At 72.6% G+C, this 24872-nt stretch carries 20 protein-coding genes and 1 pseudogene; 12 read left to right on the top strand and 9 right to left on the bottom strand.

All coding sequences use genetic code 11. From position 1 onward, the window contains the following. Window positions 1–120 precede the first annotated feature (120 nt). Genes ACZ66S_RS38885 through ACZ66S_RS38870 form a run of 4 tightly spaced genes read right to left on the bottom strand, consistent with a single transcriptional unit; the run spans window position 121 to window position 7320 of the window. A complete protein-coding gene (locus ACZ66S_RS38885; protein ID WP_469906305.1) occupies window positions 121–1899 on the bottom strand; it encodes an ABC transporter ATP-binding protein in 1779 nt (592 codons plus the stop codon). Continuing rightward, entirely contained in the window at window positions 1896–3608 is a 1713-nt protein-coding gene (locus ACZ66S_RS38880; protein WP_469906304.1) for an ABC transporter transmembrane domain-containing protein, read from the bottom strand. The genes ACZ66S_RS38885 and ACZ66S_RS38880 overlap by 4 nt, the downstream gene beginning before the upstream one ends. A 29-nt stretch (window positions 3609–3637) precedes the next feature. After that, complete coding sequence (locus tag ACZ66S_RS38875) at window positions 3638–5500, bottom strand: ABC transporter ATP-binding protein (protein ID WP_469906303.1); 1863 nt, start codon at window positions 5498–5500, stop codon at window positions 3638–3640. Beyond that, window positions 5497–7320: an ABC transporter ATP-binding protein gene (locus tag ACZ66S_RS38870; RefSeq protein ID WP_469906302.1), complete on the bottom strand. Its 1824-nt coding sequence runs from the start codon at window positions 7318–7320 to the stop codon at window positions 5497–5499. Before ACZ66S_RS38870 ends, ACZ66S_RS38875 begins: the two co-directional genes overlap by 4 nt. 207 nt (window positions 7321–7527) lie before the next feature. Here ACZ66S_RS38870 and ACZ66S_RS38865 point away from each other — a divergent pair, with 207 nt between their 5' ends. The 4 genes from ACZ66S_RS38865 to ACZ66S_RS38850 are packed head-to-tail and all read left to right on the top strand — an operon-like array spanning window position 7528 to window position 11074. Further along, window positions 7528–8445: an ABC transporter ATP-binding protein gene (locus tag ACZ66S_RS38865; protein WP_469906301.1), complete on the top strand. Its 918-nt coding sequence runs from the start codon at window positions 7528–7530 to the stop codon at window positions 8443–8445. Beyond that, the gene (locus tag ACZ66S_RS38860) at window positions 8442–9176 is read left to right on the top strand and encodes an ABC transporter permease (protein ID WP_469906300.1); all 735 of its coding nucleotides are present in this window, start codon (window positions 8442–8444) and stop codon (window positions 9174–9176) included. Before ACZ66S_RS38865 ends, ACZ66S_RS38860 begins: the two co-directional genes overlap by 4 nt. 25 nt (window positions 9177–9201) lie before the next feature. Then, a complete protein-coding gene (locus ACZ66S_RS38855) occupies window positions 9202–10446 on the top strand; it encodes a sensor histidine kinase (RefSeq protein ID WP_469906299.1) in 1245 nt (414 codons plus the stop codon). Beyond that, entirely contained in the window at window positions 10436–11074 is a 639-nt protein-coding gene (locus ACZ66S_RS38850; RefSeq protein WP_469906298.1) for a response regulator, read from the top strand. The genes ACZ66S_RS38855 and ACZ66S_RS38850 overlap by 11 nt, the downstream gene beginning before the upstream one ends. Window positions 11075–11087: 13 nt before the next feature. Here ACZ66S_RS38850 and glgX read toward each other — a convergent pair whose 3' ends face one another. Next, window positions 11088–13325, bottom strand: coding sequence for a glycogen debranching protein GlgX (glgX, locus tag ACZ66S_RS38845; protein ID WP_469906297.1), 2238 nt, complete (start codon window positions 13323–13325; stop codon window positions 11088–11090). A 287-nt stretch (window positions 13326–13612) separates the two neighbouring features. Here glgX and ACZ66S_RS38840 point away from each other — a divergent pair, with 287 nt between their 5' ends. The 6 genes from ACZ66S_RS38840 to ACZ66S_RS38815 all read left to right on the top strand — a co-directional run bounded on the left by ACZ66S_RS38840 (window position 13613) and on the right by ACZ66S_RS38815 (window position 19867). Further along, complete coding sequence (locus ACZ66S_RS38840) at window positions 13613–14845, top strand: L,D-transpeptidase (protein WP_469906296.1); 1233 nt, start codon at window positions 13613–13615, stop codon at window positions 14843–14845. Window positions 14846–15006: 161 nt separating this feature from the next. Continuing rightward, the gene (locus ACZ66S_RS38835; RefSeq protein WP_469906295.1) at window positions 15007–16245 is read left to right on the top strand and encodes a L,D-transpeptidase; all 1239 of its coding nucleotides are present in this window, start codon (window positions 15007–15009) and stop codon (window positions 16243–16245) included. 97 nt (window positions 16246–16342) lie between these two features. Continuing rightward, window positions 16343–17110, top strand: a complete 768-nt coding sequence (locus tag ACZ66S_RS38830; RefSeq protein ID WP_469906294.1) for an enoyl-CoA hydratase/isomerase family protein — start codon at window positions 16343–16345, stop codon at window positions 17108–17110. A gap of 157 nt (window positions 17111–17267) precedes the next feature. Then, the gene (locus ACZ66S_RS38825) at window positions 17268–17876 is read left to right on the top strand and encodes an ATP-binding protein (RefSeq protein ID WP_469906293.1); all 609 of its coding nucleotides are present in this window, start codon (window positions 17268–17270) and stop codon (window positions 17874–17876) included. 42 nt (window positions 17877–17918) lie between these two features. Continuing rightward, window positions 17919–18665 carry a polysaccharide deacetylase family protein gene (locus tag ACZ66S_RS38820; RefSeq protein ID WP_469906292.1) on the top strand — a complete coding sequence of 249 codons (747 nt, stop codon included), beginning with the start codon at window positions 17919–17921 and terminating at the stop codon, window positions 18663–18665. Then, on the top strand, window positions 18665–19867 hold the full coding sequence (locus tag ACZ66S_RS38815) for a YncE family protein (protein WP_469906291.1): 1203 nt from the start codon (window positions 18665–18667) through the stop codon (window positions 19865–19867). Before ACZ66S_RS38820 ends, ACZ66S_RS38815 begins: the two co-directional genes overlap by 1 nt. Here ACZ66S_RS38815 and ACZ66S_RS38810 read toward each other — a convergent pair. Next, window positions 19838–20518, bottom strand: a complete 681-nt coding sequence (locus ACZ66S_RS38810; protein WP_469906290.1) for a GNAT family N-acetyltransferase — start codon at window positions 20516–20518, stop codon at window positions 19838–19840. The genes ACZ66S_RS38815 and ACZ66S_RS38810 overlap by 30 nt on opposite strands. Window positions 20519–20692: 174 nt before the next feature. Between ACZ66S_RS38810 and ACZ66S_RS38805 the strand changes: the two genes are divergently transcribed. Continuing rightward, window positions 20693–20911: an EF-hand domain-containing protein gene (locus tag ACZ66S_RS38805; protein WP_469906289.1), complete on the top strand. Its 219-nt coding sequence runs from the start codon at window positions 20693–20695 to the stop codon at window positions 20909–20911. A gap of 40 nt (window positions 20912–20951) precedes the next feature. Here the strand turns inward: ACZ66S_RS38805 and ACZ66S_RS38800 are convergent, their stop codons facing one another. Then, window positions 20952–21746 carry an ABC transporter ATP-binding protein gene (locus tag ACZ66S_RS38800; protein WP_469906288.1) on the bottom strand — a complete coding sequence of 265 codons (795 nt, stop codon included), beginning with the start codon at window positions 21744–21746 and terminating at the stop codon, window positions 20952–20954. Continuing rightward, window positions 21743–23367: pseudogene (locus ACZ66S_RS38795) on the bottom strand (2-isopropylmalate synthase). The gene ACZ66S_RS38800 and the pseudogene ACZ66S_RS38795 overlap by 4 nt, the downstream one beginning before the upstream one ends. 240 nt (window positions 23368–23607) lie before the next feature. On the opposite strand from ACZ66S_RS38795, the gene ACZ66S_RS38790 reads away from it, so the two are divergent. Continuing rightward, window positions 23608–24285 (top strand): FadR/GntR family transcriptional regulator, encoded by a 678-nt coding sequence (locus tag ACZ66S_RS38790; RefSeq protein ID WP_469906287.1) that lies wholly within the window; start codon window positions 23608–23610, stop codon window positions 24283–24285. A 36-nt stretch (window positions 24286–24321) separates the two neighbouring features. Here ACZ66S_RS38790 and ACZ66S_RS38785 read toward each other — a convergent pair whose 3' ends face one another. After that, complete coding sequence (locus ACZ66S_RS38785; protein WP_469906286.1) at window positions 24322–24864, bottom strand: MOSC domain-containing protein; 543 nt, start codon at window positions 24862–24864, stop codon at window positions 24322–24324. Window positions 24865–24872 lie beyond the last annotated feature (8 nt).

Below are 24872 nucleotides of genomic sequence, written 5' to 3'. Positions count from 1 at the left end.
AGAGAACTGTGAGGTTGCTGTGAGGCGGCCGTGGGAAGAGTGGCACCGGAAAGCCCGTACTGTCAGGAGCGCGTCAGAAACTTGGCCGGAAATGGTTCGTTGTCCGGGAGTTCATGTTCGTTATACGGACTCGCCACCCTGGCCGGGCACCGACGGCCGGTCCCCGTGCCACGACCCCCACAGCGCCGCGTACGCCCCGCCCGCCGCCACCAGCTCCTCGTGCGTGCCGAGTTCGGTCAGCAGGCCGTTCTCCATCACCGCCACCCGGTCGGCGTCGTGCGCGGTGTGCAGCCGGTGCGCGATCGCGATGACCGTGCGCCCTTCCAGTACGGCGCCCAGGGCGCGCTCGGTGTGCCGCGCGGTCGTGGGATCGAGCAGCGCGGTCGCCTCGTCGAGGATCAGGGTGTGCGGGTCCGCCAGCACCACCCGGGCCAGCGCGAGCTGCTGCGCCTGCGAGCCGTCCGTACGGCTGCCGTCCTCGCCGAGCGGGGTGTCGAGCCCCTCGGGCAGCTCCCGCACCCACCCCTCGGCGCCCACGGCGGTCAGGGCGGCCCACAACTCCTCGTCCCCGGCGCCGGGCGCGGCGATGAGGAGGTTGTCGCGGACCGTGCCCAGGAAGACGTGGTGCTCCTGGGTGACCAGCACGACCTGACGGCGGAGCTGCTCGGGGTCCAGGCCGACCACGGGCACGCCCCCGACGGTCACCGAGCCGGACGTGGGCGCGTCGACACCGGCGAGCAACCTGCTCAGCGTGGTCTTCCCGGCGCCCGACGGACCGACCACCGCGAGCCGTTCACCGGGGCGCACGGTGAGGTCGACGCCGTGCAGGACCTCACCGCCGCGGCCGTAGGAGTAGTGCACACCGGTGACGTCGATGCGGTCGTCGGCGGGGGCGGACGAGTGCGTGGAGCCGGCCCGCGGGGCCGCCGCGAGACCCTCGACCCGGGCGAACGAGGCGCCGCTGGACTGGAGTTGCTCCACCCGCACGAGGATCTGGTCGAGCGGGTTGACCAACTGCTGCAAGTACAGGGCGGCCGCCACGACCGAACCCAGGCTCAGCACGCCCCGCGCGTGCAGCGCGCCGCCGGCCAGCAGCACACCGGCCACCGGCAGGATGTACGCCACCTCCACCACCGGGAAGAACACACTGCGCAGGTAGAGCGTGTACAGACGGGTGCGGCGGGCCGTGTCGAGGGCCTCCCGGCCGGCCCGGACACGGCGCTCCTGAAGCCGCAGCGCCTCGACCGTGCGGGCCCCGGAGGCGGTGGCCGCGAGGATCTCGGCGACGTCGGAGGTGGCCTCGCCCTCGGCCAGATAGCCGTCCCGGGCCCGGCGCAGATACCAGCGCAGCACGCACCAGATGGGCAACAGGCCGAACACGCCGACCGCGCCGAGCAGCGGGTCCAGCACGAACACCGCGGCGAGCAGGAACAGGAACTGCACGCAGTTGATGAGCAGTTCGGGGCCCGCGTCGCGCAGCGTGGTGCCGACGGTGGCCACGTCGGCGGTGCCCCGGGCGGTGAGGTCACCGGTGCCGGCGCGTTCCACGACCGAGGCGGGCAGGGCGAGCGTGCGGTCCACGAACTCCTCGCGGACGCGGGCCAGGGTGCGTTCGCCGAACCGGTGGCCGACGTACCGGGCCCAGCGGGCCAGCAGGAGCTGGGCGCTCGCGCACCCCACGAGGACGGCCGCGAGCCGGTCCACCGCGGAGACTCCGCTCCCCGCGCGCACCTCGTCGATGATCCGGCCCAGCAGCCAGGGGCCGGCGAGGCCGGTGAGGGCGGCGGCCGCGTTCAGGGCGAGCACGGCGGTGAAGGCGCGGGCGTCCTCGCGGATCAGCCGGCCGGCCGCCCTCCGTACGGTGACCTGGTCGGCGACCGGGAGGTGGCCCCTGCTCACTTCACGACCTCCACGTCCCGTGCGACCAGGGCGCGGTATCCCGGTTCCCCGGTGAGGAGTTGCTGGTGGGTGCCGGTCGCCGCGAGCTTGCCGTCGACCAGGTAGAGAACCGTGTCGGCGTGGTCCAGGACCAGGGGGGAGGTGGTGGTGACGGCTGTGGTGCGGCCGTCCCGTGCCTCCCGCAGGCGTTCGGCGACCAGGGCCTCGGTGTGGGCGTCCAGGGCGGAGGTGGGTTCCACGGCCAGCAGGATCTCCGGGTCGGCGAGGAGGGCCCTGACCAGCCGGACGCGTTGGCGCTGGCCGCCGGAGAGGTTGCGGGCCTGGGCGTCCAGGGGGGAGTCGAGGCCGTCCGGGAGGCCCTGGACGATGTCGTCCGCCACGGCCGCGTGCAGGGCGGCCGCGAGTTCGGCGCGGCCGGCCGCGCCGGTCCCCGTCGGGGGCGCCACCACCTCGTGCAGGCTTCCCGCGAACAGGTCCGCCTCGTGGTCCGCCAGCAGGATGTGTTCCCTGACCCGGGGCAGCCTGATCTCGTCCAGCGGGACCCCGCCCCAGGTCGCCCGCGACGGGCGGTAGCGGGCCAGGCGGTCCAGGACCGTGGCCGTGTCCGCGGGGTGCGCCGAGGCCAGTGCCGTCAGACGGCCCGGCAGGACGCTCACCCCCGACTCGGGGTCGTGCAGGACCGAGGGCTCCGCCGGGGCGTCCCGGGTGCCCCGGTCCTCCAGCGGCTCCAGACGCAGGAACCGCACGACCCGTCGCGCCGCGACCACGCCCCGGCTCAGTTGGTAGCCGCACTCCACCCAGAACGCCACCGGGCCGACGAGGACCGCGACATAGCCGTACACCGCCACCAGCTCGCCCACGGTGATGTCGCCCCGGGCGGCCAGGCGGGCCGCGAGCCAGGTGACCACGGCGAGGAACAGGGTGGGCAGGCCCACGCCGAGGGCCTGGACCCAGCTCGTGACCGCGCCGACCCGGTAGCCCTGCGACCGCAGGCGCCGGGAGTCCTGCTGGAAGGCGTCGGCGACCAGGGACTTGCCGCCGAGGCCGTTGAGGACGCGCAGGCCGCCCGCCAGGTCGGCGATGCGGGCGGTGAGAACACCCTGCCGGTCGCGGTACTCGGTCTCGGCGCCCTGGAGGCGGGACAGGAACGGGCCCACGAGGACGACGATCGCGGGGATGCCGAGGAGGACCACGGCCGCGAGGACCGGGGAGACCGACACCAGGACGGCGGCGACCGTCAGATAGGCGACGCACGCGCCCACCCCCGGGCCCACCACGGTCAGGGCGCCGGCGATCGTCTGCACGTCGCCCACGCCGATCGTGACGACCTCACCGGCCCCGGTCCGGCGCGAGAGCGCGGCGCCGAGCCGGACCGCCTGCCCCACGACCACCTTGACCGTGCGGAAGTTGGCGTCCATCCGCACCCGGGTCATCGTGCGGTGCCGCATGATGCTCAGCCAGGCGTTGAACGAACCGACCGCGAACAGCGCGAAGCTCCAGCCGGCCAGCGCCGGCCAGTCGCCCGGCTCCAGACCCTCGTCGATCGCCTTCGCCATCAGGTACGGCGTCGCCGCCAGCAGCACCATCCAGGAGCTGCCCAGCAGCGCCCCGGCCACGGACCGCCCCGGCTGGCAGCGCACCAGCCACCACAGATAGCGCCAGCCGCCCCGGACGTCGGGCGTGCCGGGGTCCTCGTACGCGTCGATCACCTGTACCCCCCGATCACCGATGTGGCCGCTCACGCCAGACTGTCCCGCCAGGCCCGGTGCAGATCCGCGAACCGGCCCGTGCCCGCGACCAGTTCGGCCGGTGTGCCGTCCTCGACGATCCGGCCGTGCTCCATGACGAGGACCCGGTCGGCGATCTCCACGGTCGACAGCCGGTGCGCGATCACCACCGCCGTACGGCCCCGCAGGACCGTCGCCATCGCCCGCTGCACGGCCCGCTCGCCCGGCACGTCGAGCGAACTGGTCGCCTCGTCCAGGATCAGCACCGCCGGATCGGCGAGCAACGCCCTCGCGAACGCGACGAGTTGGCGCTGACCCGCCGAGATACGGCCGCCCCGCTTGCGGACGTCCGTGTCGTAGCCGTCGGGCAGCGCGCTGATGAAGTCGTGCGCCCCGATCGCCTTCGCGGCCCGCTCGATGTCCTCACGGGTGGCGTCCGGGCGGCCGATCGCGATGTTCTCGGCGACGGTGCCGGAGAACAGGAACGCCTCCTGCGTCACCATGACCACCCCGCGCCGCAGTTCGGGCGTCGCGAGGTCGCGCAGGTCCACGCCGTCGAGGAGGACCCGGCCGGCGGAGGGGTCGTAGAACCGGGCCAGCAGCTTGGCCAGGGTTGACTTTCCGGCGCCGGTCGAGCCGACGACCGCGACCGTCTGTCCGGCGGGCAGGGTGAGGTCGAAGCGGGGGAGCACCTCGCCGCCGGTGCGGTAGCCGAACGAGACACCCTCGAAGACCACCTCGCGGCCGGGACGGTCCGCCGACGCGAGCGCCGGGAGCTGCCGGGGAGCCGACGGCTCCGGCACGGTCGGCCGCTGGGCGAGCAGGCCCGCGATCTTCTCCAGCGAGGCCGCCGCCGACTGGTAGGAGTTCAGGAACATCCCGAGCCGGTCGATCGGGTCGTACAGGCGCCGCAGGTACAGCACCGCGGCGGCCAGCACACCGAGTTCCAGCGAGTCCTGCGCCACCCGGGAGGCGCCCCACAGCACGATCCCGGCGACGGCCGCGTTGGCGACCAGCCGGGACCCGACGACATAGCGGGCCATCTCCAGCAGCGCGTCGCCGTTGACCCGCTCGTGCCGCTTGTTCAGCACGGCGAAGTCGGCGTCGTTGGCGGCCTCGCGGCGGAACGCGCGCACCGGCCGGATGCCGTTCATCGTCTCCACGAACTTCACGATCACGGCGGCGATCGCGGTGGACCGCTTCCGGTACACCCGCCCGGCTCGCCGCTGGTAGATCCGCACCAGTCCGTACAGCGGCACGAAGGACGCCACCGCGACCGCGCCGAGCCCGAGGTCCAGCCAGAGCAGCAGGGCGGAGATGTACAGGAACGACAGGATGACGGTGACGAGCTCCTGCAGCCCCTCGCTGAGCAGTTCGCGCAGCGACTCCACGTCCGTCGTCGAGCGCGAGATGAGCCGGCCCGAGGTGTAGCGCTCGTGGAAGTCGATGCTCAGCGCCTGCGCGTGGCGGAAGATCCGGCCGCGCAGGTCGAGCAGCACGTCCTGGTTGACGCGCGCGGAGGCCAGGATGAACGCGTACTGGAGCCCGCCGGAGGCCAGCGCGCACAGCAGGTAGCCGGCCCCCACCGCGATCAGCGGGCCGTGGTCGTGGTCGCGGAAGGCGGGCACGGCCCGGTCGATCGCGTACGCCACGAGCAGCGGGCCCGCCTGCACGGCCGCCTGCTGGAGCAGCAGCAGGAGGGTCGTCACGGCGACCCGTGCCCTGAGCGGGGCGAGCAGGGAGCGCAGCAGCAGGGCCGTGGAGTTCGGGGGAGCGGGCAGCCGGTCCTGGTCGAAGGCGTCGCCGGAGTCCTTCGCCCGCGGGGGGCCGGGCTCCTCGTCCGCGGTGGGCGCGGACGTCGTGGGGGCCGTCATCGGGCGTCCTCCCGTTCTCCGGTGACCCCGGATGCTTCCGCGGGTGCTCCGGATGCTTCTCCGGGGTCACCGGACCCGGACATCAGGTGGGCGTACTCCGCGTTGCTGCGCAGGAGTTCGTGATGGGTGCCGACCGCCGTGATGCGGCCGTTCGACAGCAGGGCGACCCGGTCGGCGAGCTGCACGGTGGAGGGGCGGTGGGCGACGATCAGGGCGGTGGTGTCCGCGAGCACGTCCCGCAGCGCGGCCTCCACGGCGGCCTCGGTGTGCACGTCCAGGGCGGAGAGCGGGTCGTCCAGGACCAGGAACCTGGGCCTGCCGACGACGGCCCGCGCGAGGGCGAGGCGCTGGCGCTGGCCGCCGGAGAGGCTGAGGCCCTGTTCGCCGACCTGGGTCGCGGTGCCCTGGGGGAGGGCGTGCACGAAGTCGGCCTGGGCCACGGACAGGGCGCGGTCCAGTTCCTCCTCGTCCGCGCCCATCAGGACGTTGTCGCCGACGCTGGTGGAGAAGAGGGTGGGGTCCTCGAAGGCCATGGCCACGGTGGCGCGCAGCTCTTCGCGGGGCATGGCGGTGATGTCCTCGCCGTCCAGGGTGATGCGGCCGGAGGTGAGCTCGTGCAGGCGCGGCACGAGGGCGGTGAGGGTGGTCTTGCCGCTGCCCGTCGCGCCGACCAGGGCCATGGACTCGCCCGGGCGGATGTGGAGGTCGATCAGGTCGAGGACGGGCGGGGAGTCCTCGGGGGCGTCGGGGTAGCGGAAACGGACGTCGTGGAACCGCAGGCCGTCCGCGGACCGGGGGCCTGCCGCGCCGCCGGTACGGGTCTCCTGTTCCGGTGCCTCGTCCATCGCCTCGAAGTAGCGCTCCGTCGCCGTCGCCGCCTCCTGGCTCATCGCCAGCAGGAAGCCGATCGAGTCCACCGGCCACCTCAGGGCCAGGGCGGTGGAGAGGAACGCCACCAGCGTGCCCGCCGACAGGTCCCCGTCGGCCACCTGCACACAGCCCAGCACCAGCGCCGCGCCGATCGCCACCTCCGGCAACGTCACGATGACGCCCCAGATCGTGGCCAGCAGGCGGGCCTTGTGCAGTTCCGTGCCGCGCAGGGTGCCCGAGAGTTCACGGAACGCCCTGGCCTGCGAGCGGTGCCGGCCGAAGCCCTTGACGATGCGGATGCCGAGCACGCTCTCCTCGACGACCGTCGTGAGGTCGCCGACTTGGTCCTGGGCGAGCCGGGCCACATGGGCGTACCGCCGCTCGAAGATCACGCAGGTGACGACGACGGGGATCGCGGGCCCCAGGATCACCAGGCCGAGCGTCCAGTCCTGGAGCAGCATGATGACCACGCCGACGAGGATCGTCACGCCGTTGACCAGCAGGAAGGTCAGCGGGAAGGCGAGGAACATGCGCAGCAGCATCAGGTCCGTGGTGGCCCGGGACAGCAGTTGGCCCGACGCCCAGCGGTCGTGGAAGGCCACCGGCAGGCGCTGGAGGTGGCGGTACAGGCCCGCCCGCATCTCCGCCTCCACATGGGAGAGCGGCCGTGCCACCAGCCACCGCCGCAGCCCGAACAGCAGGGCCTCCGCGAAGCCGAGCAGCAGCAGGTACAGCGCCCCGCGCCACACGCCCGCCGTGTCCCCGTCGGCGACCGGTCCGTCCACCATCCACTTGAGCACGAGCGGGATCACCAGACCCGTGCAGGAGGCGAGGACCGCCACGAACGCGGCGGTGAGGAGCCGCGCGCGGGCCGGTCGCACATACGGCCACAGACGCAGCAGCGTCCGCACGGCCGATCGGTCCTTGGTGGTTGCACGTGTCGTGGGCATCAGCAGCGAGCCTACGGATCGGCACTGACAACGCCCACCTAGTTTTGGCCGGACCCGCATCGGTCGCCGGACCTACGACCTGCGTGTTCGAGGGGCCGTACGGGACGGGCCGAGGGGGGTCGTACCACCGCATCCACCGATCGGTCGATGCCGGGTCGAGCGCGACGGGCGATGCGGCGGCGGGGCCCGGCCCGGGACGCTGATGCCATGTCCGTCATCGAAGTCAGCGAACTGCGCAAGTCCTACGGCGGCCGGGCCGTCGTCGACGGGGTGTCCTTCGCCGTCGAGGAGGGCGAGATCTTCGGGATCCTCGGCCCGAACGGCGCCGGGAAGACCACCACCGTCGAGTGCGTCGAGGGCCTCAGGGTCCCCGACGCGGGCCGCGTCCGGGTCACCGGCCTCGACCCCGTCGCCGACCACGCACGCGTGGCCCGGGTCCTCGGCGCCCAGCTCCAGGAGAGCGAGCTCCAGGCCAGGCTCACCGTCCGCGAGGCCCTGGAGCTCTGGTCCACGTTCTACGACTCGCCCCTCGACTGGCGGCCGCTCACCGAACGGCTGGGCCTCGCCCAGAAGCTCACCACCCGCTTCGGCAAGCTCTCCGGCGGCCAGAAGCAGCGCCTGTTCATCGCGCTCGCCCTCGTCGGCAACCCCCGGGTCGTCGTCCTGGACGAGCTGACCACCGGCCTCGACCCGCGGGCCCGCCGCGACACCTGGGAGCTCATCGAGGACGTCCGCGCGGGCGGGGTGACCGTCCTGCTCGTCACCCATTTCATGGAGGAGGCGCAGCGGCTCTGCGACCGGATCGCCGTGATCGACAGGGGCCGGGTCGCCGCCCTGGACACCCCGGCCGGGCTCATCCGGCGCTCGGCGGGCGCCACCGTCATCAGCTTCACCCCGTCCGCCCCGCTCGACGCGCACGACCTCAACGCCCTGCCCGCGCTCGCCTCCGTCGAGGACCGGGAGGGCCGGCTCACCCTCTCCGGCACCGACGAGACCGTGAACGCCGTCATCACCCTGCTCGCCCGCCGGCACGTCACCGCCCACCAGCTCCGGGTCGTCGACGCCACCCTCGACGACGCGTTCCTGGACCTCACCACGACCGACACCCAGGAGGCCACGGCATGAACACCGCCGTACTGCGGACCGAGGTCCGGCTCTTCCGCCGCGAACCCGGCGCCCTGTTCTGGATCCTGCTGTTCCCGACGCTGCTCCTGGTGATCCTCGGCTCGATCCCGTCCTTCCGGAACCACGACCCCGACCTGGGCGGTCTGCGGACCGTCGACGTCTACGTCCCCGTGGCGGTGCTGCTCGGTCTGATCGTCGGCGGCCTGCAGTCCATGCCGCAGACCCTCACCGGCTACCGCGAACGCGGCATCCTGCGCCGCATGTCCACCACCCCGGTCCGCCCGACCGCCCTGCTCAGCGCGCAGATGACCGTCTACGGCGGTGCCGCCCTCGCGTCCGCGCTGCTCGCCCTCGTCGTCGGCCGCCTCGCCTTCGCCGTACGACTGCCCGAGCAGCCCCTCGGATACCTGCTCGCCCTGCTCCTCGCGGTGCTGGCCGCCCTCGCGCTGGGCGCGGTGGTCTCCGCGCTGTCCCGGACCACGAAGATCGCCGGCGCGATCGGGTCCGCCGTGTTCTTCCCGGCGATGTTCTGCGCGGGCGTGTGGGCGCCGGTGCAGACCATGCCGCACGTGCTCGCCCGGATCGTCGGGTGCACACCGTTCGGCGCGGCCGCCGAGGCGCTGAACCGGGCCGCGGCCGGCGACTGGCCGGGCTGGACCCACCTGGGTGTCCTCGTCGTCTGGACCGTGCTGCTCACCGCAGCCGCCGGCCGCTGGTTCCGCTGGGAGTGAGGAAGGCGCCGTGCAGACTGGGGAGATGAACGCGTCGGACGCCAGGATCGACAGGTACTGGGAGCGGCTGCACATCTGGGGGCCGTACGGACTGCTCGGCACCGGACTCGTCCTCGCGGTCGTCTCCGCGGGCATCATGGACGGCCCCGTCGACTGGTGTCTCGTCGGTGCCCTGGTCGGCGCCGCGGTCCTGCTCCAGTCGTGGTGGCACGGCACCCGGCACCGGCGCGTCCGGCGCGGCCGCAGCCCCTCCCGGGCCGGGACCGTCTACTACGCGCTCCGCTGGGCGATCGCCTTCATGCTGACCTGGCTCAACCCGTTCTTCGCGTTCTACGCCGCCAGCGGCTACATGGACGCCGACGAACTGATCCCGGGCCGGTGGCGGCGGCTCGGCCTGTTCGCCAGCGCGGTCACCGTGGCGGGCGCGCAGGCCGGCGGACTGATGCCCGAGAGCACCGCCCAGTGGCTCGGCTTCGCCGCGCTCCTGGCCGCCAACTTCGGCCTCCAGTCGGTCGTCGCCCACATCACCGAGCAGGAGGAGCAGCGCTCCCGCGACCGCGCCTCGACCATCGAGGCCCTCCAGCAGGCGCTCGACGAGAACGCCGCCCTTCACGCCCAACTCCTCGTCCAGGCGCGGGAGGCGGGCGTCGCCGACGAACGCCGGCGGCTCGCCGCCGAGATCCACGACACCCTCGCGCAGGGCCTGACCGGGATCATCGCCCAGCTCCAGGTCGTCACGAACACACCCGACGAGAACCAGGCCCGCGAGCACGTCCACCGGGCCATGGACCTGGCCCGCCACAGCCTGGGCGAGGCGCGCCGCTCGGTGCACAACCTGGCCCCGGTGGCGCTGGCCGACGCGGGCCTGCCCGAGGCCCTGAAGCAGACCGTCACCGACTGGGGCGAACGCACCGGTGTGCGCGCCGAGTTCACCGCCACCGGCACCGCACAGCAGCTCCACGACGAGATCGCGGCCACCCTCCTGCGCATCGCCCAGGAGGCCCTCTCCAACGCCTCCCGGCACGCCCGGGCCGGCCGCCTCGGCGTCACCCTGACCTTCCTGGGCGACGAGGTCATCCTCGACATCCGCGACGACGGCGTCGGCTTCGACCCGGTCGCCCTCCCCGCCCGCACCCGCACCGGCGGCTTCGGCCTCGACGGCATGCGGGCCCGCGCCGAACGCGTCGCGGGCTCCCTCACCGTCGAGTCCGAACCGGGCCACGGCACCGCGCTGTCGGCTCGCGTACCGTTGGTCCGCCATGACCGCTGACATCTCGCTGCTGATCGTCGACGACCATCCCGTCGTACGGGACGGGCTGCGCGGCATGTTCGAGTCCGCGCCCGGGTTCGCCGTCCTCGGCGAGGCGGCCGACGGCGTCGAGGCCGTCGAGCGGGCCGCCGCGCTCGACCCCGACGTGATCCTGATGGACCTGCGGATGCCGGGCGGGGGCGGGGTGGACGCCATCCGCGAGCTGACCCGCGCCCGCAGTCGCGCCAAGGTCCTCGTGCTGACGACGTACGACACGGACTCCGACACCCTGCCCGCCATCGAGGCCGGAGCGACCGGCTACCTCCTCAAGGACGCCCCGCGCGACGAGCTGTTCACGGCAGTGCGGGCCGCGGCGGAGGGCCGTACCGTGCTGTCCCCGGCCGTCGCCTCCCGCCTGGTCTCCGCGGTCCGCACCCCCGGCGCCCCCGGCAACGAACCCCTCTCGGCCCGTGAGCGCGAGGTGCTGGCGCTGGTCGCCAGGGGCACCTCCAACCGCGAGATCGCCCGTGAGCTCTTCATCAGCGAGGCGACCGTGAAGACCCACCTCACCCACCTGTACGCCAAGCTGGGCGTCAAGGACCGCGCGGCGGCGGTCGCCACGGCCTACGAGCGCGGGATCCTCGGCTGAGCGCGGCGGGGACTCACCCGGCGACCCGCAGCAGCAGCACCGCCCGCGCCGGCACGGTGATCGAGGACCCCGCCCGGTGGACCACGCCCGGCGCCCCGGCCTGTTCCTCCCTCGACGTGTCGACGACCACCTCGTACCGCTCCGCCCACGGCGGCCCCGGCAGCAGGAAGGCCGCCGGGCGGTCGCCGGCGTGCAGGACGGTGAGGAAGCTGTCGTCGACGATCGGCGCCCCGCGTTCGTCGCGGCCGGGGATGTCCCGCCCCGACAGATACATGCCGAGGCCGGCGGCCGGCGCGTACCAGTCCCGTTCCGTCATCTCCGTGCCGCGGGACGTGAACCAGGCCAGGTCGCGCAGGCCGTCCGCGGAGTGCGCGCGGCCGGAGAAGAAGGCGCGCCGGCGCAGCACGGGGTGGCGGTGGCGCAGCGCGATGAGCCGGGCGGTCAGGTCGAACAGTGCCTTCCAGCCGGGGTCCTCCAGCAGTCCCCAGTCCAGCCAGCTCATCTCGTTGTCCTGGCAGTAGGCGTTGTTGTTGCCGCGCTGGGTGCGGCCCAGTTCGTCCCCCGCGACCAGCATCGGCACGCCCGTCGACAGCAGCAGCGTGGTCAGCAGGTTCCGCAACTGCCGCCGCCTGAGCGCCCGTACGCGCTCGTCGTCCGTCTCGCCCTCCGCCCCGCAGTTCCAGGCCCGGTTGTCGTCCGTGCCGTCCCGGTTGCCCTCGCCGTTCGCCTCGTTGTGCTTCCTCTCGTACGAGACGAGGTCGCGCAGGGTGAAACCGTCGTGCGCGGTGATGAAGTTGACCGAGGCGTACGGCCGCCGCCCGCCCCACGCGTACAGGTCGCTGGAGCCGGACAGGCGGTAGCCGAGGTCCCGCACGTCCGGCAGCGCGCCCCGCCAGAAGTCCCGCACGGCGTTGCGGTAGCGGTCGTTCCACTCCGTCCACAGGGGTGGGAAGGCGCCCACCTGGTAGCCCCCGGAGCCCACGTCCCACGGCTCGGCGATCAGCTTCACGCGCCGCAGCACCGGGTCCTGCGCGATCACCGCGAGGAACGGGGAGAGCATGTCTACGTCGTGCATGGAACGGGCCAGGGCGGCCGCGAGGTCGAAGCGGAAGCCGTCCACGCCCATCTCCGTCACCCAGTAGCGCAGGGAGTCGGTGATGAGCCGCAGCACGTGCGGCTGGACCACGTGCAGGGTGTTGCCGCAGCCGGTGTAGTCCGCGTACCGCCGGGCGTCCGACTGGAGGCGGTAGTAGCCCCGGTTGTCGATGCCCTTCAACGACAGCGTGGGCCCCAACTCGCCCGCCTCCGCGGTGTGGTTGTAGACCACGTCGAGGATGACCTCGATCCCCGCGGCGTGCAGCGCGCGCACCATCCGCTTGAACTCGCCGACCTGCTGGCCCGTCGTACCGGAGGCGGCGTAGGCCGCGTGCGGCGCGAAGTAGCCGATGGAGTTGTAGCCCCAGTAGTTCTTCAGACCGCGGCGCAGCAGGTGGTCCTCGTGGGCGAACTGGTGGACGGGGAGCAGCTCGACGGCGGTGACGCCCAGCTCGACGAGGTGCTCGATCGCGGCGGGGTGGGCGAGACCGGCGTAGGTCCCGCGCAGCTCCTCGGGGATGCCGGGGTGCAGCGCCGTGAAGCCCCGTACGTGCACCTCGTAGATGACCGAGTCCGCCCACGGCGTCTTCGGCCGCCGGTCCTCCGCCCAGTCGTCGTCGTCATGGACGACCACGCCCTTGGGGACGCAGGGCGCCGAGTCGCGGTCGTCCCGCACGGTGTCCGCGACCTGCTGCTGGGGCCAGTCGCGGACATGGCCGTACACCTCGGGCGGCAGGCTGAAGTCGCCGTCCACCGCGCGGGCGTAGGGGTCCAGGAGCAGCTTCGCCGGGTTCCAGCGGCCGCCGGTCCACGGGTCCCAGCGGCCGTGCACCCGGAAGCCGTAGCGCTGGCCGGGCATCACCCCGGGGACGAAGCCGTGCCAGATCTCGTGCGTGAGCTCGGTGAGCCGGGCCCGGGTCTCCTTGCCGTCCGCGTCGAACAGACACAGCTCGACGGCCTCGGCACCGCCCGCCCACAGTGCGAAGTTGGTCCCCGCGACCCCGTCCGGGCCGACCCGGAACCGGGCGCCCAGCGGCGTCGGCGCACCGGGCCACACCGGCACGGGCGGCATGCCCCGCGGCGCCCCGTTCACCAGCGCGGCGGGGCGCTCCTCGGCGGCTTCCGTCACCGCCTCCTGCTCGGCTGCGCTGGACACCGGTCGGCCTCCCACGGCTCGTGGAACGAGGTGGAAAAGGGCGCACGGCGTCCCGGCCGCGGCACCCTCTCACGTCGTCCTCCCCACTGTTCTGCCCAGAGCTTGGGGCACACTCACGTTTCGCTGTGTCGGCTTGAGCGGGGCGCACGGGAGAGTGCCGGGCCGGGTTGCGGGGCGGTGGGGGCTGGTCGCGCGGTTCCCCGCGCCCCCGAAAGCGGGGCGCGGCTCCGGCGCCGTAGGACCAAAGGTCACGTTTCCCCCTGGTGGGGCGCGTCGTTTAGCTCCTCGTGAGACATGGACATGGGCGCGCTCGGCGCTCGCGGGCCGCTTTGGCCGCCGTAGTGACATGGGCAGGGCTGCTGGCCGGGGCCGTCGGCTGCACCGCGGACGGGGGCGGTGGGATCGGGGGCGTGGGCGGGTTCGGGAAGCCTCCCGCACCCGAGGACGTCATCCGGGTCGCCCCCGACGACGGCACCAAGGGTGTGCCGCCCGAGGAGCGACTCCGGGTCCGGGTGCCCGGCGGGCGCCTGGAGTCGGTCACCGTCGTCAAGTCGCAGGACGCGCAGGAGTTCCCGGTGCCCGGGCACATCTCCGAGGACGGACTGCGCTGGGAACCCGACGAGGCACGGCTCGCGCTGGCCGCCGAGTACACCGTCGACGCGGTCGCGCTCGACGCCCACGGCCGCCGCTCGGCCCGGCACACCACCTTCACCACCTACGTCCCCGAGGAGCGCTTCATCGGGTACGTCAGCCCGGAGAACCGCTCCACCGTCGGCACCGGGATGATCGTCTCCCTGGAGTTCAACCGGGAGATCGAGGACCGTGCCGCCGTCGAACGCGCCGTGCACGTCACCTCGAAGCCACCGGTCGAGATCCGCCCGCACTGGTTCGGCAGGGGCCGCCTCGACTTCCGCCCCGAGCACTACTGGACCCCCGGCACCCAGGTGACCGTCGCCCTCCGGCTCCGGGACGTGGAGGGCGCGCCCGGCGTCTACGGCCTCCAGCACAAGACCTTCTCCTTCACCGTCGGCCGCAGCCAGGTCTCGCTCGTCGACGCGGCCGCGCACACCATGCAGGTCCGACGGGACGGCGAACTGCTCGCCACCGTGCCGATCACCGCCGGCGCCCCGAAGACGACCACGTACAACGGCAAGATGGTCGTCACCGAGATGCTCGAGGTGACCCGCATGAACAGCCGCACGGTCGGCTTCGGCGGCGAGTACGACATCCCGGACGTGCCGCACGCCCTGCGCCTGACCGACTCCGGCACCTTCCTGCACGGCAACTACTGGGCGCCCGACGCCCCCGGCAGGGTCAACGTCAGCCACGGCTGTGTGGGTCTCAGGGACGTGAAGGGCGGCGGCTCGGACACGCCCGCGGGCTGGTTCTTCGACCGCAGCCTCGTCGGGGACGTCGTCGAGGTGGTCCACAGCAACGACAAGAAGGTCGCTCCCGACAACGGCCTCGGGGGCTGGAACATGGGCTGGAAGGAGTGGAAGGCGGGCCATGCGGTGAAGTAACCCGACAGGGGGGCGGCTTGGCCCAACTTTCCGTTGAAGTTGGGACGGAATGGTGACCTTGGACTTACACGATGCTCAAAAGTCTGCGGTTAATATTCGCCAACGCGTGCTAGAACGCGCCGGGGAGCGGGCCTGACCAGGTCCTTCGAGGGGAGAACGACTTGAACGTGCGACCGATATCGGGGGCGTCGGTTGACGCGCGGGGGCGCGGGACCAGGGGGCTGCTGGCGCTGATACTCGGCGTGCTGCTGCTGGCCGTCACCGCATGTGGTGGGGGAGATTCCGGTTCCGGTGACGCCAAGGCGGAGAAGGGCGACTCGTCCGCCACCGAGACCAGGCAGTCCGAGGCGGTCGTCTCCATCTCCCCGAAGGACGGGGCGAAGGCCGTGGACACCAGCGGCGCCCTCAAGGTCGCGGCGAGCAAGGGCAAGTTGACCGAGGTCCAGGTCAAGGACGCCAAGGGCACCGCGATAGCCGGGAAGATCGCCGCCGACGGCGCCTCCTGGACGCCGTCCACCCACCTCGCCTCCGGCACCGCCTACACCGTGCACGCCGTCGCGAAGGACGCCGGGGGCCGTACCGCCGCCGAGGACTCCCGCTTCACCACGCTGACCCCGAAGAACACCTTCATCGGCACCTTCACCCCCGAGGACGGCTCGACGGTCGGCGTCGGAATGCCGTTCTCCATCCGCTTCACCCGGGGCATCACGAGCCCCGAGGACGTCGAGAAGGCCATCACGGTCAAGACCACGCCGGCCGTCGACGTCGAGGGCCACTGGTTCGGCAACGACCGCCTGGACTTCCGTCCCGAGCAGTACTGGAAGGAAGGCACCAAGGTCACCGTCGACCTCAACCTGAACGGGGTCGAGGGCCGCGAGGGCGTCTACGGCAAGCAGAACAAGACCGTCTCCTTCACCATCGGCCGCAACCAGGTCTCCGTCGTGGACGCCAAGAAGCACACGATGAAGATCACCCAGGACGGCAGGACCGTCAGGACCATCAAGGTCACCACCGGCAAGCCCGGTTACGACACCTGGAACGGCCAGATGGTGATCAGCGAGAAGCTCGCGGTGACCCGGATGAACGGCGAGACCGTCGGCTACGGCGGCGAGTACGACATCAAGGACGTCCCGCACGCCGCCCGCCTCACCGACTCCGGCACCTTCATCCACGGCAACTACTGGGGCGGCGACGCCTTCGGCAACTACAACGCCAGCCACGGCTGCGTGGGCCTGCGGGACGTCAAGGGCGGTTACGACAGCGAGGTGCCGGCCGCCTGGTTCTTCAACCACTCGATGATCGGCGACGTGGTCGTGGTCAAGAACTCCGACGACGCCACGGTCGCACCGGAGAACGGCCTCAACGGCTGGAACATGTCCTGGGAGAAGTGGACGGCGTAGCTCCGGCAGGGCGTGGTCCCTGCGCCCGACGAGCGGCCCCGGTGTTGTGAGATACGGCACCGGGGCCGTTGTCGTTAGTGGCCGTTAACCTGCTGGCATGACCGTGAATCTCGAAGTCGCCGAAGGCGTCGGCACCATCCGACTCGACCGCCCGCCCATGAACGCCCTGGACGTGGCCACCCAGGACCGGCTCAAGGAGCTCGCCGAGGAGGCGGCCCGGCGCGAGGACGTGCGCGCGGTGGTCGTGTACGGCGGGGAGAAGGTGTTCGCGGCCGGCGCGGACATCAAGGAGATGCAGGCCATGGACCACACCGCGATGGTCCTGCGCGCCCGCGCCCTCCAGGACTCCTTCACGGCGGTGGCCCGCATCCCCAAGCCGGTCGTCGCGGCCGTCACCGGTTACGCCCTGGGCGGCGGCTGCGAGCTCGCCCTGTGCGCGGACTTCCGCATCGCCGGGGAGAACGCCAAGCTGGGCCAGCCGGAGATCCTGCTCGGTCTGATCCCCGGCGCCGGCGGCACCCAGCGCCTCGCCCGGCTGGTCGGTCCGTCCAAGGCGAAGGACCTCATCTTCACGGGCCGTATGGTCAGGGCCGACGAGGCGCTGACGCTCGGTCTCGTGGACCGGGTCGTGCCCGCCGACGAGGTGTACACCGAGGCGCACGCCTGGGCCGCGAAGCTCGCGCAGGGGCCGGCGATCGCGCTGCGTGCCGCGAAGGAGTCGATCGACACCGGCCTGGAGACCGACATCGAGACGGGCCTCGCGGTGGAACGGAACTGGTTCGCAGGTCTGTTCGCCACGGAGGACCGTGAGCGGGGCATGAAGAGCTTCGTCGAGGAGGGCCCCGGCAAGGCGAAATTCCTCTGAACCCCTTGCAATTGACGCGATGTCTGATCCGGGTCCCTCGATGGGGCGGTTTATGGGAGCCTTAACGCAACCTTAAGTCTGTCTTGTCGAGGGAGTCCGTCGATTGCCTCCCAGTGAGCCTCCGCCGCAGGTCAGAAGGGTCGTAGCGGGCACCGAAGTGCCCACGGCATATGCCGATCGACTCCATCGGAACGACGTGTTCCGGGGGGCGTATTCCGCGGAGACGGCCCCCGGGGCCACGTCGGGCGGCCATGATGGGGGCATGGCGGGGCTGGAGGGTTTCGAACAGCCGCGGGGAGACAGCCGGGCGACGACGGCGCGCTGGTCTCCGGCGGTCGAGGACGAGCACGCACAGAAGGTGCTCGAACTGTTCGGAAATCCCACGGAGGCCGAAGTCCCGCTGCCGTCCCGGCCGGAGTCCGCCGCGGCCGCGCGGCGCCTGACCCAGGTGATCGTCCTGCGCCACTGGGGGCTCACCCCGAAGATGACCGAGGACGCCGTGTTACTCGTGTCCGAACTGGTCGGCAACGCGGTCCGGCACACCGGGGCACGGGTGTTCGGCCTGCGGATGCGGCGTCGGCGGGGATGGATCCGCATAGAGGTGCGTGACCCCTCGCGCGGACTGCCCTGTCTGATGCCGGTGCAGGAGACGGACATCAGCGGGCGCGGGCTGTTCCTCGTGGACAAGCTGTCGGACCGGTGGGGCGTCGACCTGCTGCCGCGCGGCAAGACCACGTGGTTCGAGATGCGGGTGGCCGACAGGTAGCCGGTGGGTCGATCAGCGTCAATCTCGGACACACCCCCTTAAATGGGGCGGGTGACCGCTACCGATCGCCGGACAGTGCTCCTCGCCACCGCTGGACTGGCGTTGGCCGCGGGATGTGCGACCAGGAGTGCCGTCGCCCATCCCGTCCACTCCTCCGGCAGCGCCCCGGCCCTGCCCGCCCTCCCCGACCTGCCCGCCCAGCTCACCCACGGCCCCCGCGACCGCCCGAAGGTCGCGCTCACCTTCCACGGCGGCGGCGACCCCGCCCCCGCCCGCACCCTGCTCACCGAGGCCGAACGGCACGGCGCCCACGTCACGGTGCTCGCCGTCGGGACCTGGCTCGACGAGCACCCCGACCTCGCCCGGCGCGTCCTCGACGGCGGCCACGACCTCGGCAACCACACCCTGCGCCACCTCGACATCAACGCGATGTCCGAGGCCGAGGCAAAGGCGGAGATCGTCGGCTGCGCCGAACGGATCCGGCGCCTGACCGGGTCCGCCGGGACCTGGTTCCGCCCCTCCCGCACCCCCACCGCCTCACCCCTCGTCACCCGCCTGGCCCAGGAGGCCGGCTACCCCCACGTCCTCTCCTACGACGTCGACTCCCTCGACTTCACCTCGCCCGGCGCCACCGCCGTCGCCCGCAAGGTCCTCGCCGAGATCCGCGAAGGGTCCGTGGTGAGCCTGCACTTCGGGTACGACGACACGGTCGCCGCCCTCCCCGTCGTACTGGAAGAACTCGACCGGCGCGGCCTGGCCGCGGTGACCACCACGGAGCTGTTCAGCTAATGCCCCCCACTTCCCTGAAGCGCCACCTCGTGAAGAGCACCCTGATCGCGGGTGCCGCGTTCGTCGCCCTCGCCGCCTGCGGCACCGGAACCCAGCACGAGGTCCCGGGCACGAGGGCGGCCGCCCCGGCCCCCGTGAGACCGGCGAAGCCGGTGCGACCCGCGACGGCCGACGGGCTGCCCGGGATGCCGCCCGTCCTCGACCCGAAGGACGTCTACGCGGCCGACCGGCCCGGCAGGCTCTCACCGGTGGTCAAGGACTTCCCGTCGCGCGTCTACGTCCCCAACACCGAGTCCGACACGGTGTCCGTGATCGACCCGCGGACGTACGAGATCGTCGACACGATCCGGGTCGGGCGGCAGCCCCAGCACGTCGTGCCCTCCTGGGACATGAAGACCCTCTGGGTCAACAACAACCGCGGACACACCCTCACCCCGATCGACCCGAGCACCGGGAAGGCCGGCAAGCCCGTCGACGTGCACGACCCGTACAACCTCTACTTCACCCCCAACGGCAGGTACGCCGTCGTGATGGCCTCCCTCGACCGCGAGCTCGTCTTCCGCGACCCGCACACCATGGAGCGCAGGAAGACGGTCCCGGTGAGCTGCTACGGCGTCAACCACGCCGACTTCTCCCTGGACGGCCGCTACTTCATCGTGTCCTGCGAGTTCAGCGGCGAACTGCTCAAGGTCGACACCGAGCGGATGAAGGTGATCGGCCAGCAGAAGCTCCCCTTCCGCGGGGCCATGCCGCAGGACGTCAAGGTCTCGCCGGACGGGAAGCGCTTCTACGTCGCGGACATGATGGCCGACGGCATGTGGGTCCTGGACGGCGACACCTTCGGCAAGCCGACCCTGCTGCCCACCGGCAAGGGCACCCACGGCCTCTACGTCAGCCGCGACTCCCGCGAGATGTACGTGTCCAACCGGGGCGAGGGGACCGTCTCCGTCTTCGACTTCACGAAGAACCGGCTCACCAGGAAGTGGCGGCTCCCCCAGGGCGGCAGCCCCGACATGGGCGGCGTCTCCGCCGACGGCAAGGTCCTGTGGCTGTCCGGCCGCTACAACTCCGAGGTCTACGCCATCGACACCCGCACCGGCGCCCAGCTCGCCCGCGTCAAGGTCGGCAGCGGACCGCACGGGCTCGCGGTGTACCCCCAGCCGGGGCGGTACTCACTCGGGCACACCGGCATCTTCCGCTGAACCGGCAACGCCCCGCGGGCCGGTGGCGAGCAGCACCGCCTCCGCGCCCACCGGACGGTAACCGGCCGCCTGGAACGCCCGCATGCTGCGGGCGTTCCCCGGGGACACCTGGGCCCACAGCGGCTCCGCGACGAGATGCCTGGCCGCGGTCACCAGCGCCCGCCCCAGACCGCGGTGCCGGGCGTCCTCGTCCACCTCGACCGAGACCTCCAGGCGTCCGCCGACCCCGCGTCCCGTCACCAGCACGCCGCCCTCCGTCGTCCAGGCGCGGACAGAGTCGCGCCGCCTGCGGGCGTAGGTGATCCGGGGGTGGTGCGCGTCCTCGATCTCCCGCAGCGCGAGCGGCGGTCCGCCCGGGAGCGGGTCGGCGACGAGCATCGCGTCGATGGTCTCGGACCTGCGCCCGGTCCGGTCCAGGAAGGCGGCGAGGAACCGCGGGTTCATGGTCGCGGCCAGCGCGTCGCAGTCCAGGCCGCGCAGGGTGGCGTGGACCCACTCGGGGTCCTCGTCGGTGAAGACGACCGAGTGCGCCGTGAAGGACAGCACGCCCGCGTCCCGGTGGCAGGCCTGCGGTACGACCGTCGTGCCGCCGTCCGCGGGCGGGAACACCCCGCCGGCCGCCGCGTCGAGAATGTCCCGCAAGGTCTCCATCACACCGCTCCCGAGGTCCGCACCGGCTGGAGGGCCCACCCTCGCAGACGTGATCGCGGACGGCACCGGGGTTTCCCCGGGTGGTCGCCGTGAGGCAGGCCGGGCCGGGCCGCTAATCTGACCTGCGGCAGTAAGCCGGCAGGACACGACAGAGGCAAGAAAAGGGGCGGACCGGTGGCGCACATCGACATCGAGGAAGCACGCAAGCAGTTCGAGCGGATCGATGCGGACGGTGACGGCCACATCACCGCCGCCGAGTTCAAGTCCGCCCTGGCCCAGGGCGGCGACTGGAACGTGACCGAGTCGGTCGCCGAGGCGATCATCAAGAGCCGCGACCTGAACGGCGACAAGCTCCTGTCGTTCGACGAGTTCTGGGCCTTCCTGAACAAGTAGTGCCGACGGTGAGGGGGGCGCCCGACGGGCGCCCCCTTCGTCATGCCCGGCCCCGGCCCCGGAGCCGCACCGTCCAGCGGCCCTCCTGGCGGTCCAGCACCAGCGGCAGGTCGAAGCACTTGCCGACCTGGTCGCCGGTGAGGACGTCCGGCGCCGGGCCCTGCGCGAGGACGCGGCCCTCGCGCAGCAGCACCGCGTGGCCGGTGCCCGGCGGCAGCTCCTCCAGATGGTGGGTGACCAGGACCGTCGCCAGTGCCGGATGCCCGCGGCGCAGGGTGTCCAGGGCGTCGATGAGCTGTTCGCGCCCCGGCAGGTCGAGGCCGGTCGCCGGTTCGTCGAGCAGCAGGAGCCGCGGCTCGGGCATCAGGGCCCGGGCGATGAGCGTCCGGCCGCGCTGCCCCTGCGAAAGGGTGGGCCAGCGGGCGTCGGCGAGATCCGCGAGGCCGAGGGTGCCGATCAGCCGGTCGGCCCGGTCCCGCTGCTCCGGCGTCGGCCGCCAACGGGGGAGCGGGGCGACGGAGTTGGTCAGCCCGGTCAGGACGACGTCCCGGACCCGCAGCGGCGCGGTGAGCGGATGGCGCGGGTCGACGTGGCCGACGTGGGCGCGCAGCTCCCGCAGGTCGACCCGGCCGAGCCGGCGGCCCAGCACCTCGACGGTGCCCCGGGTGGGGTGCACCAGAGCGCCCAGCAGGCCCAGCAGCGTGGACTTGCCCGCCCCGTTGGCGCCCAGGAGGGCCCAGTGCTCGCCCGTCCGGACGGTCAGGGAGACCTCCTGGAGGATCGGCTTCCCGTCCCGGACGACCCACACGTCCTCGGCGCGCAGGACCTCCCTCACCGCATCGCCCGGTTCGTCGCGGACAGCACGGCCCGGACGGCGGCGGCCGGCCCCACGCCGGCGCCCCAGGCCGTCGTACGGCCGTCGACGCGGCACTCGGCGTAGGCCGCCGTGCCGTCCTCGGTGAAGTCGACGACCTCGACGGCGTACCCGGCGCCGGCGAGCACGTCCACGAAGGCCGAGAGCGCGCTGCCGCCCGTGCCCTCGTGGTCGCCGACGCGCTCGTCGCACTCCAGCGTGCCGACGAAGCGGTGGACGCCGGGCGCCTCCTCGTACGCCGTCCCCTCGTGCAGCCGGACCTCGCCCTCCGTGAGGTAGCGGGCCCGGAACAGTTCGTACAGCTCCTTCGGGCTCATCTCCCGGCCGCTCGTGTCGGTGGCCTCCTGGACGGCCCGGGCGAAGTCGGGGCGCATGCGGGGCGGCAGGTCGATGCCGTGGTGGGTGCGCAGCAGGTACGCCGCCCCGCCCTTGCCCGACTGGGAGTTGACGCGGATGACCGCCTCGTACGACCGCCCGATGTCGGCCGGGTCGATCGGCAGGTAGGGGACCTGCCAGGGCTCGTCCGGGTGCGCGTCCCGGTGGGCGAGGCCCTTGCTGATGGCGTCCTGGTGGGTGCCGGAGAACGCGGTGTGGACGAGGTCGCCCGCGTACGGGTGGCGGGGTGCACCGGCAGCCGGTTGCAGTGCTCGACCGTCTCGCGGACGGCGTCGATGTCACCGAGGTCGACCATGGGGTCGACCCCCTGGGCGTACAGGTTCAGGGCGAGGGTCACCAGGTCGACGTTGCCGGTGCGTTCGCCGTTGCCGAACAGGCAGCCCTCCACGCGCTGGGCGCCGGCCAGCACGGCGAGTTCGGCGCAGGCGACGCCGGTGCCGCGGTCGTTGTGCGGGTGGACGGAGAGGATCACGCAGTCCCGGCGGGCCAGGTGGCGGTGGGCGTACTCGATCTGGTCGGCGTAGACGTTCGGGGTGGCGATCTCGACGGTCGCGGGCAGGTTGTGGGTGACCGGACGGTCCGGGCTCGCGTCCCACAGTTCGGTGAGCCCGTCGCACAGCTCCAGGACGAAGTCCGGTTCGGTGAGGTTGAAGGTCTCGGGGGAGAACTGGAAGCGGACGGCGGTGTCGGGGAGGGCGTCGGCCCGCCGTGCCATGTGCGCGGCCGCCTCCCGCACGGTCCGCCGCACCTGCTCGCGGTCCCGGCCGAGGACGACGTCCCGCCACACCGGTGAGGTCGCGATGTACAGGTGGACGACGGCCCGCGGCAGGCCGGCGATCGCCTCGAAGGTCCGGTCGATCAGGTCGGTGCGGGCCGGGGTGAAGACGACCGGAGTGACGTCGTCGGGGACGGCGCCCCCGGTCACCAGGTGCCGTACGAAGTCGAAGTCGGCACGGCTCGCGGAGGGGTAGCCGACCTCGATCTCCTTGAAGCCGGTGCGCACCAGCAGGTCGAAGAAGCGGCTCTTGCGGGCGGGGTCCATCGGCTCGGCGAGGGCCTGGTTGCCGTCGCGCAGGTCGACGGGGACCCAGAGGGGGGCGTGCTCGATGCGGGCGTGGGGCCAGTCCCGGTCGGTGACCGGTACGGTCACGCGGTCCTGGAAGGGGCGGTAGCGGTGGAAGGGCATGGGGCTCGGCCGCTGTGGGTTCCAGACGGTGGTCACGCTGTTCCTTCGGCTCGGTCCGGCGGAGGACCGGCAGCACGGCGTCCCGCGGCGGGGTGCCGGTCGCGTCAGGCCCCGCCGCGGCAGCCGAGAAGAAGGAGACCGCTGAGCGTCATGCCGGTAGGCTAGCCACTCCTCAGGTCCTCAGACAAGTCAGAATCTTCTCTACCGTCCCCGTCCGTCGCACGAGTTGGTGAAGCACAGATGCCGCTGGGCCCCGTCCGCCCGAGCCCCCTGGTCGAACAGGCCGCCGAGCGGCTGCGCGAGCAGATCGCCGCGGGGCACTGGCCCGTCGGCACGAAACTGCCCGGCGAGACCACGCTCGCGAGGGACCTCGGCGTCGGCCGCTCCACGGTCCGTGAGGCGCTGCGGGCGCTGGCCGGGGCGGGGCTGGTGCGGGCGCGCCAGGGCGCGGGGGTCTTCGTCACCGCGACGGAGGCGGTGGAGGACTGGCCCACGCGGCTGCGCCGGGCCGCGGTCACGGACGTCTACGAGGTCCGCATGGCGGTGGAGGTCCACGCGGCCCGCCTCGCCGCGCGCCGCCGCACCTGCGAGGACGTGACGGCCCTGGAGCGCGCGCTGGAGGGCCGGCGGGCCGCCGCCACGTCCTCCGACACGGCCTTCGTCGACGCGGACATCTCCTTCCACGCGGCGGTGGTCGCGGCCGCGCACAACCCCGTGCTCGCCGACCTGTTCCGGGAGTTCACCCCGGTGCTGCGCGAGGGCCTGGTCGAGCTGCTGGCCCTGACCGGCCTGCGCGAGGACGACCCCAACACCGCGGACGCGGCCCACGCGGCCCTGGTCCGGGCGGTGGCGGACGGCGACGCGGAGGGTGCGGCGGAGATCCTGCGGGCGGAGCTGGAGGACCCGTTCGACGGCTGAGCGGCGACAGGGCTCCGGGCCCCAGGCCCGCGGCGGTCACACGATGTCGAGCGGCCGGTGCGGGCCCTGCGGCGGCTCGATGCCGACCGGGTCCCCGGGACGCACCACGCCTCCCGCCGCGACGACGGCCATGATCCCGGACCGGAACCGGGCGCTCCCGTCCGGACCCCGCCCGACGACCTCCTTCAGCAGGCCCTTGCGGAAGCCGTCGATCTGCGCGCAGGGGTTGCGCAGCCCGGTCACCTCGACGACGGCCTCGCCGCCCAGGTGCAGCCTGGTGCCCACCGACAGCCCCAGCAGGTCGACCCCGCGCGTCGTCACGTTCTCCCCGAGCTGCCCGGCGCCGACCTCGAAGCCGGCCGCACGGAGTTCCTCGAACAGTTCGGCGTGCATCAGGTGCACCTGCCGGAGGTTCGGCTGCGAGGGGTCCTTCCGCATCCGGAAACGGTGCTTCACCGTCGCCCCGCCATGGACGTCCCCCTCCACACCGAACCCGGCGAGCAGCGTGATGCTCTCGCGGTTCGGCTTGGTGAAGGAGTACGTCCCGTTGCTGCTGACCGCAGTGATCTTCCCGCCCATGGGACAAG

The organism is Streptomyces sp. NPDC107471 (assembly GCF_055582845.1).
This window is presented reverse-complemented; position numbering and strand designations above follow the sequence as displayed.